This window comes from Lysobacter sp. DMC97 (genome assembly GCF_056313745.1).
This window is the reverse complement of the sequence record NZ_JBQUZR010000006.1, coordinates 392020-405848: the sequence shown is the minus strand read 5'-3', so window position 1 is coordinate 405848 and position 13829 is coordinate 392020. Positions and strand designations below refer to the sequence as shown.

The window sequence follows — 13829 nt, the reverse complement described above, 5'->3', positions numbered from 1 at the left end:
ACATGAAAACGAGCTGGAACATCCTCATCGCCTTCACGGTGGTCGCCTTGGGACTCACGGCCGGCGGCGTTGCGTTGCACGCATCGGCGGCACCATCGAAAAACGAATCCACGATGCGCAGGGCCCGCGCGGCGGCGGTCGAGCTGGTCCGGGCGCAGGAGCGCTTCCGCATCGCCTACCTCATGGACACCGGCGCGTGCACCAAGGAAGCCGCCTGCAGCACCGGCGTGCGCCCGAACATCGCCGGCCGGGATGCGATGGTGCTGCAGATCAACATCCGGACGGCCATCCAGGTGTGCGAAGTCGGATGCGACGAACGCTTCAAGCCCGATACGGACGCATGGAAGCAGTGCCGCGCCGGATGCTCGGGCAACGCACGGGTGCGGTAGGCGTCACAGTCACCATCGCATGTGCGACGACGGCGCCGCGTCGTCGCCGGAAGGCGCGAGCAGACGCCGCCAGGCGGAATCGGCCGGCAGGACGGCGAGGTAATTCTGCAATGCGACCGCCTCGCCGCGGCCCGAGGCCGATGCGGCATCGAGTTCGTGCTTCAGCCGCAGCGGGTGATTCTCGGGCAAGGCCGCACGCAGCAGCCTGCCGGCTTCGTCGTGCAAGGGCATGGCGTTCTGCGGACGCCCTGCACGCCGCTCGAGCACGCCGAGCAAATCCAGCGCCTGCGCGAGGTCCACCGGCGCCACGGGACCGTCGCGACCGTTGCCGCGGTGGCGCGCCGGCAGGTCCTGCAGCAGCGCACGCGCGCGCGGCGCGTCACCCGCCTGCAGCGCGATCTCGCCGGCCAGACGCTGCGCGCGCAGCCGCTCCACCGTGTCGATTGCCAATCCCTGTGCTTGCAACGCGGCCAGCACCCGTTCGATGTTCGCGCGTGCCGCGGCGTGTTCGCCCAACATCGCCTGCGCACGGGCCAGCGCCTGTCGTGCGAAAGCCGCCGACCACGCATCGTCGGCCGCGTCCGCGATCGCCAGCGCGGCCTCGGCTTCGCGTCGGGATTCGGCGAAGTGCCCCAGCGCGAACAGCGATTGCGCCGCCAGCCGGTGCAGCAGCGCCGGGTCGTCGTCCGTGCCGGGTTGCGCCAGCTTCCGGCGCACCTCGGCGACGACGCGATCGTGCCGCCCCAGGTCGCCGTCGAGGATCACCGACCAAAGCATCAATTCCCTGCGATCCGCCGCGCGCAAGGCGATGTGTGCGGCGGCGGCCCGCGCCTGTGCGAGCGCGGCGTCCGCCGCCTGCAATTCGCCGGCGTTGCGCAGCACCTGCGCCCAGTACAGGCGCGCCATTGCCGTTTCCGCATGGTCGGGGCCGAAGGCGCGCACGCTGGTCGCGACCGCCTGCCGGGCGTGCGAGAGCGCGAGTGGCACGGCGCCCTGGCGCAAGGCCACGCTGCGCAGGGCGTCGTGCGCATACAGCCGCGCACGCGCGCATCGCACGCTGTCGGCCTTGCAACCGGCCAGGGCCGCATCGGCGAGCCGCCGGACCCGCGCGTCGTCGGGTTCGTCCGCCTGCAGCAATTGCAGCGCCAACTGGGCCGAGGCGATGTGCAGGGAAGGATCGTCAGGTTCCGCCGTCGCCTGCAGCAGGCGCTGCGCTTCCTCCAGCACCTGCAACGCACGCGCAGGCTGGTCCAGCCTGCGGAACATCAGGCCGAGCTGCGACAGCACTGTGCCGCGCAGGACGTCCTGTCCCTCGAAACCGCTGCGCGCGCGCTGCAGGGCATGCTCGACCAGCTGCGGCGCGGTGATCGGCGCCTCGCCCTGACCTTCCATCGGCTCGGCGTCCTCCAGCACGTCGAGCAGGAACTCGCGGGCCTGGGCGAGGCGCTCGGCCTGCTGCCGCTCGCGCGCATGCTGTTGCCAGGCGATGCCGCCGGCCACGGCCAGCAAGACTGCAATGCCCACACCCGCTGCCAGCAACCTGCGATGCCTTCGCACGAACAACGCCGAACGCCGCGCCCACGTGGCCTGTGCCACCATCGCGGGATAGTCCTCGCGCACGCGGCGCAGATCGTCGGCGAAGCGATCGACCGACGAATAGCGTTCCTCCGGCGCGCATCGCAGCGCGCAGTCGAGCACCGCGGCCAGGTCGGGGCCGAGCCGGCGCTTCGCATCCGCATCCAGCGGCGCAGGCGCCTCCGGCAGGCGGCCGACCAGCAGGCGATGGGTGACGACGCCGAGCGCATAGACGTCCATCGCCGTCGACGCCGCACTGCCGTCGCGTTGCTCGGGTGCGGCATACCCGGGCGTGTGCGTTCCGCGCGCATCCTCCTCCGCGGCCGGTGCCCCACCCGCGACGTCACCGCGCGGCAGCCAGCGCGCGACGCCGAAGTCCAGCAACTTCACCTGCCCCGAAGCGTCGACCAGCATGTTCGCGGGCTTGATGTCGCGATGCACCACCAGCCGGGCGTGCGCGTGCGCAACTGCGGCGCACGCCTGCAGCAGCAAGTCGATCCGTTCGCGGCGCGACAGGCGATGCGACTCGGCATGCGCCACGAGATCGAGGCCATGCACCCACTCCATCACCAGGAACGGGCGACCGGCATCGTCGACGCCCGCGTCGTACAGCCGCGCGATGTTCGGATGTTCCAGCTGCGCACCGATCCGGCGTTCGTGCGCCATGCGATCGGCCAGTTCCGGCCCCTTGGCCAGGTCGGGCAGCTTCAGCGCGACATCGCGTTCGTACAGGCCATCGGCGCGGGCGGCGCGCCAGACACGCCCCATGCCACCGCGGCCGATCAGTTCCACCAGCCGGTACGGGCCGATCCGGTCACCCGCGCCCGGTTGCCCCCGTTCGTCGCCGGCGTCATCGCCGACGGCGGGCAGCGCCGGCGACGCCATCATCGGATCATCGGACGTGGGCGCCTGCAGTGCCGCCAGCATCGCCCGCAGGTGCGGCAGGAGATGCCGCTGCGCTGTGGGCACGCCCTGCATCCAGGCGTCCCGCTCGCCGGCGGGCAAGGCGGCGACGGCGTCGGCCCATCGACTGAGCAGAGCGACCTCGTCCGGCGTCGGTTTCATGGATGCGCACTCGCGTTGGCAGTCGGGACACGGCGGGCTTCGCGCGACGTGGTTCCGGCCCGCATCGCATGCACGTCGCCCAACGGTATTCCCGTCCCGGACCGGCCGGGGACGTCGCCGCGAACGCGGCGCAGGCCATGCCCCGATCGGCGCATCAGGCGCTCGAACGACACGGCATCGGCCTCGATGCGTGGGCATTTTCGCCGGCTGCGATGTCGTGGCGTATGCTCCGGCCATCCCACACCGGTGACGCACGATGACGCAAGCGCACGGCGGCTGCCTCTGCGGCGATGTCCGCTTCACCGTCACCTGGCCCAGCCTGTGGGTGGCGCACTGTCACTGCACGATGTGCCGGCGCGCGCACGGGGCGGCCTACGTCACGTGGTTCGGCATGGCCGGGGAGCGTGTGTCGATCGAGGATCGCGTCGGCGCACTGCGCTGGTTCGCGTCATCGCCGGGCGCCGAACGCGGCTTCTGCACGCACTGCGGCAGTTCGCTGTTCTTCCGCTCGACGCGCTGGCCGAGGGAACTGCATATCGCGCTGGGCAACCTCGACGGCGAGATCGACCAGGCGCCGATGGCGCACGTGTTCTGGGAGACCCATGTCGCGTGGGCAGGCGTCGATCCCGGCGACGGCCTGCCGCGCAAGCCGGCACCCGAGGTCGATTGACCGTCGACCGCGACGACCGGCGCATCGCCGGCCACCGCGTCGCGCATCACGCGGCAGCGAGCGCCTTGTGCATGCGCGCGAAGTCCTTGCGGTACTGCCGGGCGAGGCGGGTCTTCTGCGTCACGTTCAGGATCTTGCCGGACACCTGGAAGAACTTCTTTTCTTCTTCCTTCAGGTGGTGATGCACCTTCTCGGAGAGCTTGCGGGCCTTCGCCAGCCAGCCGCGATGATCGACGCCCATCTCCTGCATGTCCTCGATGAGCTCGTCCACTTCATGGTGCTCGGACAGTGCGTGGCGGGACGACGCCAGACCCGTGTCGCTCATCAGGATGGGGACGTACAGATAGCGCTCCTCCGCTGCGGCATGTGCGGCCAGCTTCAGCCGCAGCGCAGTGAAGAGCGCTTGCCGCGCCTCGGTGCCGGGCTTCGATCGCAGCAGCTTGCGGCACAGCGAGCGCTGGGTGTGGTGGCTTTCGCGCAGGGCGTCGTAGATCGTTTCGGACATGGTGTCGTTTCCTCGTCGCAAAAGGTCAGGGCAGGTCGCGGAGCGTCGGTTCGCGCGTCCATTGCCGCGTCCTGGCCGCCTTCACGAAGGCGGCGGGGCTGTCGGCACCGACGACGCCCGGGTCAGGAGCCACGCCCGCCGCAGCGAGCACCGGCTGCGCGCCGGCGTCCGCGGCGATCGCCTTGAGGTGGCCGAAGGCATCGCGCACGAAATCGACGGCCACCGCCTCCTTCGCGAGCGCAGTGCCTGCCGCCTTCGACAGCACGAGGCCGACGGCGTCGAACACCAGCGAGGGCGTTCCCGCCAGTTGGCCGTCGACCGGCTGGTGCCGACCGTTGGACAGCGTCGCACCGCCGATCTTCGGCGCCACCAGCTTCACGGTCGCGCCCTCGGCTTCCACCGCCTTGCGCAACGCCTTCAGCGCTGCCGCATCGGAGCCCTCGTCGATCAACAGCCCCACGCAGCGTCCGCGGAGCGTCGGCGGCGTCTTGCCGATCAGCCGCAGCGCCGGAGATGGCGCGAGGTCGACCACCGGCACGATGGGCTTCGCCGGAGACGGCAGCTTCGTCAGGCCGAGACCGGCGGCGACGCGCTGGCCCAGCGCTTCGTCGATGGTCCGCAGGTGCGCGATCACCGCTTCGCGGATGGCCGCGGTCTGCACCTTCGACAGTTCGAACACCAGCGCGAACGCCATGTGCGCCTGTTCGATGGCGCTCTGGCTGCGGTAGAACATCCGCGCCTGGCTGTAGTGGTCGGCGAAGCGCTCGGAGCGCAGACGACGCTTGGCGCCCTCGCCCGGCGGCTGCGCGAAGCTGCGGAATCCCGATGGCGTCTCGCGCGGCGCGTCGTCCGACAGCGTGTTCGGTTCGTAGTTCACGCGCCCGCGCGGCACGCGCATCTGCATGTGGCCGTCGCGCTGCAGGTTCGCGAACGGACACTTCGGCGCATTGATCTGCAACTGGTGGAAGTTGGGGCCGCCCAGTCGCGACAGCTGCGTGTCGAGGTACGAGAACAGGCGCCCTTGCAACAATGGATCGTCGCTGAAGTCGATGCCCGGCACCATGTTCGCGGGGCAGAACGCCACCTGCTCGGTCTCGGCGAAGAAATTGTCCGGCCAGCGATCGAGCACCATGCGGCCGATGGGCAACAGCGGGATCGTTTCCTCCGGGATCAGCTTGGTCGGGTCGAGGTGGTCGAACGGGAATTCCGCCGCCTCCGCCTCGGTGAACAACTGCACCGACAGCGTCCATTCGGGGAAGTCGCCGCGCTCGATGGCCTCGAACAGATCGCGTCGATGGAAGTCCGGATCGGCACCGGCCAGCTTCACTGCCTCGTCCCACACCGTGGATTGCAGGCCCAGTGTCGGCCGCCAGTGGAACTTGACGAAGGTGCTCGCGCCCTTCGCGTCGAGCAGGCGGAAGCTGTGGACCCCGAAGCCTTCCATCGTGCGCAGCGAGCGCGGGATCGTGCGGTCGCTCATCGCCCACATGATCATGTGCAGGGCTTCTGGCATCAGCGAGATGAAATCCCAGAACGTGTCGTGCGCGCTCGCGGCCTGCGGGAACCCGCGGTCGGGCTCCATCTTGACCGAATGCACCAGGTCCGGAAATTTTATCGCATCCTGGATGAAGAACACCGGGATGTTGTTGCCGACGAGATCCCAATTGCCTTCCTGCGTATAGAACTTCACCGCGAAGCCGCGCACGTCGCGCGGCGTGTCCACCGAACCGGCACCGCCGGCCACGGTCGAGAACCGGCAGAACAACGGCGTGCGCACGCCGGTCTCGGTCAGGATCTTCGCCGTCGTGTACTTCGACAGCGATTTCGTCAACTCGAAGTAGCCGTGCGCACCGCTGCCGCGCGCATGCACGATCCGCTCCGGGATGCGCTCGTGATCGAAGTGCGTGATCTTCTCGCGCAGGACGAAATCTTCGAGCAGGGTCGGGCCGCGATCGTACGCGCGGAGCGCGTTCTGGTTGTCGGCGACCGGGATGCCCTGGTTGGTCGTCAGGGGAGGATGCTCGCCTCCCGCGGTCTGGTGCAGTTCACCTGCGTTCCCGGCGCTCTGGCCGGCCGTTCCTTTCGATGCACGCGTGTTGGTCTTGCTGCGCGCCTGTTTCCTGATGACCATCTGACACCTCCTGCGTGAAGAGCGGGCGTCCGATGCGGCACGCCTGGAGAATCCCCCCGGCCTTGCGGCAGGGAGTATGCGCTCAATCACGAAGGAAGGATGACCGTCGTCACGCGCGACGGCTGCACGGGAAAACAGCCGTCACGAAGGCATCGTGTGGTGCAGCGCGCGTCGACGGATACGCCCGTCGACGCACGACCGTGCAACGCAGTACCGGCGGGCGACGCCCACCGGTACGTGGCATCAGCGGCAGACGCCGTCGTTGCTGGAGCAGCCCTTCGGCCGACTCAGCTCCGACTGCGCGCGGTCGCGCAGCTTCTGGCGCTGGGCGGCGGTCATGCACACCGACTGCATGCGGTTGGAACCGACGGAACGGGTGTATTCGCAGACCATGCGCTCGTCCTGCGCCTTGGCGACGGTCGCGTCGATCCACTGCAGTTCGTTGAACAATTCGGTGCGCTGGTCCGCCGGCATGTCGTCGATGGTCTGGCGATCGCCGATCATCTGCAGCACGCGATCCTGGTGCGCGATCATTTCCTCGCGATCACGCTTCTCCATGTCCTTGAACGGACCCTTGCCGGCGGCGACCTGCGCGCGCAGCGCGGTCTGCTGCTTGACGATGTCGCGGATCGTCAGCGTCTGCGGATCGACGGACGCCCAGGCGACGGCGGTGGCCGACAGGAGGGCCAGGGAAAGAACGAGGACTCGGAATTGACGCGATTTCATCGACACGGCTCCTGAACGAGACAGGGGAAGGAAACGGCTGAAGCGGGGGCGTCGTCCTGCGCGCGGCGTCTGCCAGGCAGGCGCTTCGTGTCGTCTATGACAGCGAATGCACAGATGTACACCGACCGCGTCCGTTTTTCCACCCCGGCGAGCGTGCATGGGCGGTATTTCCGGGCATGACCAACGTCATGGTGGGGATTCCCGCGCGTGCTTCGTTACGGGCTGCATCGCGTCGTCGCATGGGGATCACCGGCCCGCCGTCACCGCGCAATCGATCGCGACGATCGTTCATCGATTCATGTTCAGGCGACGGGCGACGCGTTCAGGATCGCGCCGCGGAAACGCGCAGGCCCGGCGGGTGGCCGGGCCTGCGTTGTTGCCTTCTGCTTCTGGACGACCTCAGGCTGCGGCGGCCGGGCGATCCTCGAACTGCTCTTCCTCGGTCGAGCCCTTCAGCGCGACGGTCGAGGACTTCCCGCCCTGGATCGTCTGCGTGACGCTGTCGAAGTAGCCGGTGCCGACTTCGCGCTGGTGCTTGACCGCGGTGAAGCCGCGATCGGCAGCCGCGAACTCGGCTTCCTGCAGTTCGACGAACGCGCTCATCTGGCGGCGCGCGTAACCGTGCGCGAGGTTGAACATCGAGTAGTTCAGCGCGTGGAAACCGGCCAGCGTGATAAACTGGAACTTGTAGCCGTAACTGGCGATTTCCTTCTGGAACTTCGCGATGGTCGCGTCGTCGAGGTTCTTCTTCCAGTTGAAGCTCGGCGAGCAGTTGTAGGCCAGCAGCTTGCCCGGGTACTTCGCGTGGATGGCTTCGGCGAACTTGCGCGCGAATTCGAGGTCCGGCTTGCCGGTCTCGCACCACACCAGGTCGGCGTACGGCGCGTAGGCCAGGCCGCGGCTGATCGCCTGGTCGAGGCCGTTCTTCGTCTTGTAGAAGCCTTCGACCGTGCGCTCGCCGGTGCAGAACGGCTTGTCGTTGTCGTCGACGTCGCTGGTGAGCAGGTCGGCGGCCTCGGCGTCGGTGCGCGCGACGATCAGCGTCGGCACGCCCATCACGTCGGCGGCGAGGCGCGCGGCGACCAGCTTCTCGACCGCTTCTCGCGTCGGCACCAGCACCTTGCCGCCCATGTGGCCGCACTTCTTCACGCTGGCCAGCTGGTCCTCGAAGTGCACGCCCGAGGCGCCGGCCTCGATCATCGCTTTCATCAGCTCGAACGCGTTGAGCACGCCGCCGAAACCGGCTTCGGCGTCGGCCACGATCGGCTGCAGGAAGTCGACGTCGCCAGTGCCTTCGGCGCACTGGATCTGGTCCGCGCGCAGCAGCGTGTTGTTGATGCGCTTGACGACCTGCGGCACCGAGTTGGCGGGATACAGCGACTGGTCGGGATACATCTCGCCGGCGATGTTGGCGTCGGCCGCGACCTGCCAGCCGCTGAGGTAGATCGCCTTGAGGCCGGCCTTCACCTGCTGCATCGCCTGGTTGCCGGTCATCGCGCCGAGCGCATTGATGAAGTCTTCGGTCTGCAGCGACTTCCACAGCTTCTCGGCGCCGAGGCGTGCGATCGAATGGTCGACCGGGATCGTGCCGCGCAGGCGCACCACGTCCTCGGCGCTGTAGGTGCGCTCGATGCCGGCCCAGCGCGGGTTGTTGGTCCAGTCCAGCTTCAGTTGTTCGGCGGTCGGCAGCGTGGTCTTCATGGGTGTGGTCCTGCGTGGGAGGTGAATGCGGAGGTTTGTTTGTAGGAGCGACGTGAGTCGCGACCTGGGCGCTTCCGTGTCGCGACTCACGTCGCTCCTACGAAAAGCGGAGCGGGTCAATCGATGCGTTCGTACGCCGGCAGCGTGAGGAAATCGGCGAGCACGTCGCGATGGGTGAGGTCGGACAGCATCTCGATCGCTTCGTCGACGCGCTCCGCGCCGACGACCGTGGCGTCGCCCTTGAGCTTCGACGGCAGGCCGATCAGCGCGCGTTCCAGCAGCGCGAAGTCCACCGGCGTGCCGTCATCGAGATGCAGCGGATCGCGGCCGTCGTCGGCGAAGTGCAGCCACTGCCACAGCTGCGCGCGGGAAATCTCGGCGGTCGCGGCGTCTTCCATCATCCCGTGGATCGGCACGCAGCCGTTGCCGGCCAGCCACGCCGCGAGATAGCGCACGCAGACTTCGACGTTGCCGAAGAAGCCGGCGACGGTGATCGTGCCCAGCGACGGGCGCAGCAGGGCTTCCGCGCTCGTGCGCACGTCCTCGCGCGCGACGTGCTGCTGGTGCGGGCCGGGCATGCGCGCGTCGAAGATGCGGCGCGCGGTCTCGACCAGCCCCGGATGCGCGACCCACGTGCCGTCGTGGCCCGCGGTCGCCTCGCGCAGCTTGTCGGCCTCGACGCGCGCGAACGCGGCGGCGTTGGCTTCCGGGTCGCGCGGATTCGGAATCTGCGCGGCCATGCCGCCCATCGCATGCGCACCGCGCTGGTGGCACGTCTTGATCAACAGCTCCGAATACGCCTTCAGGAACGACTGCGTCATCGTCACCTGGCTGCGCTCGGGCAGCACGCGGTCGCGATGCCGGCGCAGCGTCTTGATGTAGCTGAAGATGTAGTCCCAGCGGCCGCAGTTCAGGCCGACGATGCGGCTGCGCAGCGCGTGCAGGATCTCGTCCATCTCGAACGCGGCCGGCAGCGTCTCGATCAGCACCGTCGCCTTCATCGCGCCCTGCGGCAGGTTCAACCGCACTTCGATCTCGTCGAGCACCTCGTTCCACAGCGCGGCTTCTTCCATGCACTGCAACTTCGGCAGGTAGAAGTACGGGCCGCGATCCTTCGACACCAGCGCGGCGGCGTTGTGGAACGCGAACAGTACGAGGTCGAACAGGCCGCCGCCGATGCGCTGACCGTCGACGGTCACGTGCTTCTCGTCCAGGTGCCAGCCGCGCGGCCGCACGATCAGCACCGCGCGCTCGGCCTCGGGCTTCAGGCGGTACTGCTTGCCCGGCTTGCCGTCGATCGCGGGGGCGTCGAATTCCAGCGTGCCGGCCACCGCCGCGCGCAGCGCGGTCTGGCCTTCGATCAGGTTGGCCCACGTCGGCGAGGTCGAATCCTCGAAGTCGGCCATGTAGCAGTTCGCGCCGGAGTTCAGCGCGTTGATCACCATCTTCGGATCGACCGGGCCGGTGATCTCCACGCGGCGGTCCTGCAGCGCGGCCGGGATCGGCGCCACGCGCCAGTCGCCCTCGCGGATCGCCTTGGTGTCGTCGCGGAAGGCCGGCAACGCGCCGGCGTCGAATGCGGCCTGCTTCTCCTGCCGGGCCGCCAGCCGCGCCTGGCGCTGCGGCTCGAAGCGGCGATGCAGGTGCGCCAGCAGCGCCAGCGCGTCCGGGGTCAACAGGGCGTCCTGTCCCTCGGCATGGCCGAGGATCGCGATCCCGACCTGGGGTTGGAGAGGGTCGGCCTGCGGCTTGAGGACGGCGGACATCGCGGACTCCGGTAAGACGTGGGGAGCCCAACCATCCGCCCGGGTACTGTATTTGACAATACAGTTTTGGCAATGCTGATCATAAGATTTACTTATACGAAGGCTTCGACCAAAGTCGAAAACCACGCAAGCCGTTGATTTTGCACTGCAACATCGACCATCCGAGCCACCGTTCGTCCGAAACAGGATCGCCCCGATGACCGACGACGCCCCGCACAGCCCCCGTTTCGCCTACAAGGCGGACCGCCTCAAGCCCCTCCGCGCCTTCTGCCAGGTGGCCCGGCTGGGGTCGGTCTCGCGCGCGGCCGAGGCCCTGTACCTCAGCCAGCCGGCCATCACCCTCCAGCTGCAGGCGCTGGAACGCGAGCTGGGCGTGAAGCTGTTCGAGCGCGTGGGGCGCCGGCTCGCGCTCACCCGCGAGGGCGACGCCCTGTACGAATTGGCGCGGCCGCTGGTGGAAGGCATCGATCGCCTGCCGGCCGACTTCCGCGAGCAGATCAAGGGGCTGGACGCTGGCGAACTGCACGTGGCGGCCGGCAGTTCGACCATCCTCTACCTGCTGCCGAAGATCGTGGAGGCCTACCGCCGCGCCCACCCCGACGTGCGCCTGACCCTGCACAACGTCACCGGCGCCGGCGGCCTCGACCTGCTGCGCAACGATGGCGTGGACCTCGCGGTCGGCTCGATGCTCGACGTGCCGGCCGACCTCGACTACGCCCCGGTCTACCGCTTCGACCCGATGCTGATCATGCCCCGCGACCATCCGCTGGCGACCAAGCCCGACCTCAAGCTCGAAGACCTCTCGCCCTACGGCCTGATCCTGCCGCCGCAGCGCCTGACCACCTACCGCCTCGTCGACCTGGTATTCCAGCAGAACCGCGTGCCCTACACCGTCGCTCTCGAAGTCGGCGGCTGGGAAGTCATCAAGCAGTACGTCGCGATGGGCCTGGGCATCAGCATCGTCACCGCCATCTGCCTCACCGACGCCGACCACGACCGCCTCGCCGCCCGCTCCCTCGCCAAGTATTTCCCCTCACGCAGCTACGGCGTGGTCGTGCGCAAGGGCAAATACCTGTCCCAGCAGGCCCGCGACTTCATCGAACTGATCCGGCCGCAGATGCTGGCACCGCGCGGATATGACGAGACGGGGCATTCGGAGAGGTGAGGGCCTGCCAGAAATAACAGGTAGAAGAGATAAGTTAAAGGTGTTATCTGTATTTAAAAAAATTTATGAAAAATTTCAGCAACGCCGATGCGAAATAAAATTTAATATTTAAATTTGCGCAACATTCGCACAAGAAGCATAACAAATCCACGACTTACCAAAAGGACATTGCCATGAACAAATCTGCGTATGCCGCCATATCACTAGCCTTCGTCGTCACAGGTTGCTCTACTTTTCATGCACCCTCATCCAAGAAGGAGCTTCACCAAAACACGGCTTACTGGATGAGCTACGATGCTTCAAGAAGAGGGGCAATTTTTGTTCCGCAAGATTCGAAAATAAGAATGTGCTCCGAACCATCCCCAGATGTCGCATTGTCTTTCGTTAACACACTAAAAGGCGATTTCAAGACCCCTGACGGATCTTCAGCAACAGGAGTTGATGCAACACTAAACACAACAGCAATGGCTCTGGCGGGAAGAGATAACGTCGTACTACTTGCACGGGAAGCGCTTTTCCGCATTTGCGAGGCGAGTCTAAATGGATCAATAGAGCCATCCGATGTAAAACCTCTTTTTCAAGATGTATTCCAACAAGTCAAAGAAATAGCTGAAGCACAAGCCAAAAAAGCAAAAAATGAAGCAGACACAGAAGCGCAAAAGACACAGCAGCTCAGGCTTCAACTTGGAAAATAAAAGCATCATGCTCGCATAAACAAGCAACCGCTCCCGCGCATCGCCGCCAGCCTCGCCAGCGGCGGTGACGCGCGCCGAAGCCACGCTGGGTTTCGCACTGCCCGCGACGCTGCGGGCGATCTAACTCGACGTGGCGAACGGTGGCTTCGGGCCGGGCTACGGCGTGATGGGCGTCGAGGGCGGTTTCAGCGACGACCAGAAAATGACCGTCATCGAGCGATACCGGGCCTTCCTCGCACCCGATCCTTCCGATCCCGAATGGCAATGGCAAGCGACATGGCTGCCGCTCTGCCACTGGGGTTGCGGCATCTATTCCATCGTCGATGCCGGAGAACGGAATCCGATCTTTTCCATCGACCCAAGCTCGAAGGACTTGGGCGCCCCGATGTCGTCAGTCGTCCTGCAGCACAAGGATACGCTCGACGCGTGGCTCGATGATTGGATGAACGGCCGCGACCTGTGGGCCGAGGCGTGGGGCTGAAAAACAAGCCGCAACTGGGCTCAGCTGCCCTTTTCCACCGCAAGCGGTTTGGACGCCACGATCTCCCCACTCGCATCGTAGGTCCGCGCGGTGTCGAGCACACCATCGCCGTCCGAGTCGAACTCACCGGAGACCGGCACGCCGCCGCGGAACTGGACCGTGCGGGTGATGCGGGCGTGCTTGTCGAAGGTTTCTTCCTTCGCGATCACGCCATTCACGTAGACCGCACGCAGTTCGATGACCCCGTCGCCATCACGATCATGGCTCCATTCCACGGGCTCATTCTCGTCGTAACGTTCGCTGCCCTCGAAGCGACCATCGAAATCGCTGTCGAACCCGGCGTGGTCCGGGAGATGGTCACGCGCGTAATACACGATGCGATCGACCTTGCCGTCGTGGTTGCGGTCGTATTCGACCCGATCAATGCGATCGCCGGCCAGGATCACGCGCTCATCCGCGTTACCGTCACCGTCGAAATCGCGCGTGAGTCCCTCCGCCGGATGGTTGTAGATCGCCCAGACGATGGCACCGCCGCAGAACGCGCCCAGTGCCAGCGTGCCGAGGACCTGCAGCACGGAGGCGCCACGTCGCGCCGGCGCGGGAATGGACGCCGTCGCGTCCGCAGGGTCCTCGACATCGTCCTCCGGCCGCGAACGCTCCCAGTCGAGGACGATCGCGCGCGCTGCGTCGGCCTGCGCGTCCGCGACCGCCAGCGAGACCGGGGTGTCGGCGGGCAGTTCGCCGATGCCGCCGCGGAGGAATTCACCCTGCACGTGCGCCGGGATGTCCGCCTGCGCGAGCAGGTCGCGCAGTACGTAGAGATCGGCGACGTTCGTCGACTGGTACACGATCCGCATGGCGTGTCCTCCTCTTCGGCCCGATTGTATCGTCCGTGACCTCGGTGCCAATGCCGGCCGTCGGCGCACAGCCGTCTTCCTGCGGCATCACGTTCGCGCAGCT

The 13829-nt window shown here is 66.9% G+C and carries 12 protein-coding genes; 5 read left to right on the top strand and 7 right to left on the bottom strand.

Translation table 11 applies throughout. The features are described 5' to 3' along the window. Window positions 1–2 precede the first annotated feature (2 nt). Window positions 3–389, top strand: coding sequence for a hypothetical protein (locus tag ACT53Q_RS15290; RefSeq protein ID WP_476187511.1), 387 nt, complete (start codon window positions 3–5; stop codon window positions 387–389). Between the two features lie 9 nt (window positions 390–398). Here the strand turns inward: ACT53Q_RS15290 and ACT53Q_RS15285 are convergent, their stop codons facing one another. Further along, the gene (locus tag ACT53Q_RS15285; RefSeq protein WP_476187510.1) at window positions 399–3029 is read right to left on the bottom strand and encodes a serine/threonine-protein kinase; all 2631 of its coding nucleotides are present in this window, start codon (window positions 3027–3029) and stop codon (window positions 399–401) included. 256 nt (window positions 3030–3285) lie between these two features. On the opposite strand from ACT53Q_RS15285, the gene ACT53Q_RS15280 reads away from it, so the two are divergent. Continuing rightward, window positions 3286–3699 carry a GFA family protein gene (locus ACT53Q_RS15280; RefSeq protein WP_476187509.1) on the top strand — a complete coding sequence of 138 codons (414 nt, stop codon included), beginning with the start codon at window positions 3286–3288 and terminating at the stop codon, window positions 3697–3699. Between the two features lie 46 nt (window positions 3700–3745). On the opposite strand, the gene ACT53Q_RS15275 is transcribed toward ACT53Q_RS15280, so the two are convergent. The 5 genes from ACT53Q_RS15275 to aceB all read right to left on the bottom strand — a co-directional run bounded on the left by ACT53Q_RS15275 (window position 3746) and on the right by aceB (window position 10528). Further along, window positions 3746–4204, bottom strand: a complete 459-nt coding sequence (locus ACT53Q_RS15275) for a hemerythrin domain-containing protein (protein WP_476187508.1) — start codon at window positions 4202–4204, stop codon at window positions 3746–3748. Window positions 4205–4229: 25 nt separating this feature from the next. Beyond that, window positions 4230–6335, bottom strand: a complete 2106-nt coding sequence (locus ACT53Q_RS15270; RefSeq protein WP_476187507.1) for a catalase — start codon at window positions 6333–6335, stop codon at window positions 4230–4232. A gap of 243 nt (window positions 6336–6578) precedes the next feature. Further along, entirely contained in the window at window positions 6579–7061 is a 483-nt protein-coding gene (locus ACT53Q_RS15265; RefSeq protein WP_476187506.1) for a hypothetical protein, read from the bottom strand. A gap of 399 nt (window positions 7062–7460) precedes the next feature. Continuing rightward, on the bottom strand, window positions 7461–8762 hold the full coding sequence (gene aceA, locus ACT53Q_RS15260; RefSeq protein ID WP_476172538.1) for an isocitrate lyase: 1302 nt from the start codon (window positions 8760–8762) through the stop codon (window positions 7461–7463). Between the two features lie 116 nt (window positions 8763–8878). Beyond that, the gene (gene aceB / locus ACT53Q_RS15255; protein ID WP_476187505.1) at window positions 8879–10528 is read right to left on the bottom strand and encodes a malate synthase A; all 1650 of its coding nucleotides are present in this window, start codon (window positions 10526–10528) and stop codon (window positions 8879–8881) included. A 196-nt stretch (window positions 10529–10724) separates the two neighbouring features. Between aceB and ACT53Q_RS15250 the strand changes: the two genes are divergently transcribed. The 3 genes from ACT53Q_RS15250 to ACT53Q_RS15240 all read left to right on the top strand — a co-directional run bounded on the left by ACT53Q_RS15250 (window position 10725) and on the right by ACT53Q_RS15240 (window position 12869). Continuing rightward, a complete protein-coding gene (locus tag ACT53Q_RS15250) occupies window positions 10725–11693 on the top strand; it encodes a LysR family transcriptional regulator (protein WP_476187504.1) in 969 nt (322 codons plus the stop codon). A gap of 173 nt (window positions 11694–11866) precedes the next feature. Beyond that, window positions 11867–12388, top strand: coding sequence for a hypothetical protein (locus ACT53Q_RS15245; RefSeq protein WP_476187503.1), 522 nt, complete (start codon window positions 11867–11869; stop codon window positions 12386–12388). Between the two features lie 130 nt (window positions 12389–12518). Then, window positions 12519–12869, top strand: coding sequence for a hypothetical protein (locus tag ACT53Q_RS15240; protein ID WP_476187502.1), 351 nt, complete (start codon window positions 12519–12521; stop codon window positions 12867–12869). A gap of 20 nt (window positions 12870–12889) precedes the next feature. Here the strand turns inward: ACT53Q_RS15240 and ACT53Q_RS15235 are convergent, their stop codons facing one another. Then, entirely contained in the window at window positions 12890–13726 is an 837-nt protein-coding gene (locus tag ACT53Q_RS15235; protein WP_476187501.1) for a putative signal transducing protein, read from the bottom strand. Window positions 13727–13829: the final 103 nt, after the last annotated feature.

Coding starts and splice junctions, on each gene's coding strand:
- aceA (WP_476172538.1), bottom strand. CDS start 8,762: ATGAAGACCACGCTGCCGACCGCCGAACAACTGAAGCTGGACTGGACC.
- ACT53Q_RS15250 (WP_476187504.1), top strand. CDS start 10,725: ATGACCGACGACGCCCCGCACAGCCCCCGTTTCGCCTACAAGGCGGAC.
- ACT53Q_RS15235 (WP_476187501.1), bottom strand. CDS start 13,726: ATGCGGATCGTGTACCAGTCGACGAACGTCGCCGATCTCTACGTACTG.
- ACT53Q_RS15270 (WP_476187507.1), bottom strand. CDS start 6,335: ATGGTCATCAGGAAACAGGCGCGCAGCAAGACCAACACGCGTGCATCG.
- ACT53Q_RS15290 (WP_476187511.1), top strand. CDS start 3: ATGAAAACGAGCTGGAACATCCTCATCGCCTTCACGGTGGTCGCCTTG.
- ACT53Q_RS15245 (WP_476187503.1), top strand. CDS start 11,867: ATGAACAAATCTGCGTATGCCGCCATATCACTAGCCTTCGTCGTCACA.
- ACT53Q_RS15265 (WP_476187506.1), bottom strand. CDS start 7,061: ATGAAATCGCGTCAATTCCGAGTCCTCGTTCTTTCCCTGGCCCTCCTG.
- ACT53Q_RS15285 (WP_476187510.1), bottom strand. CDS start 3,029: ATGAAACCGACGCCGGACGAGGTCGCTCTGCTCAGTCGATGGGCCGAC.
- ACT53Q_RS15280 (WP_476187509.1), top strand. CDS start 3,286: ATGACGCAAGCGCACGGCGGCTGCCTCTGCGGCGATGTCCGCTTCACC.
- aceB (WP_476187505.1), bottom strand. CDS start 10,528: ATGTCCGCCGTCCTCAAGCCGCAGGCCGACCCTCTCCAACCCCAGGTC.
- ACT53Q_RS15275 (WP_476187508.1), bottom strand. CDS start 4,204: ATGTCCGAAACGATCTACGACGCCCTGCGCGAAAGCCACCACACCCAG.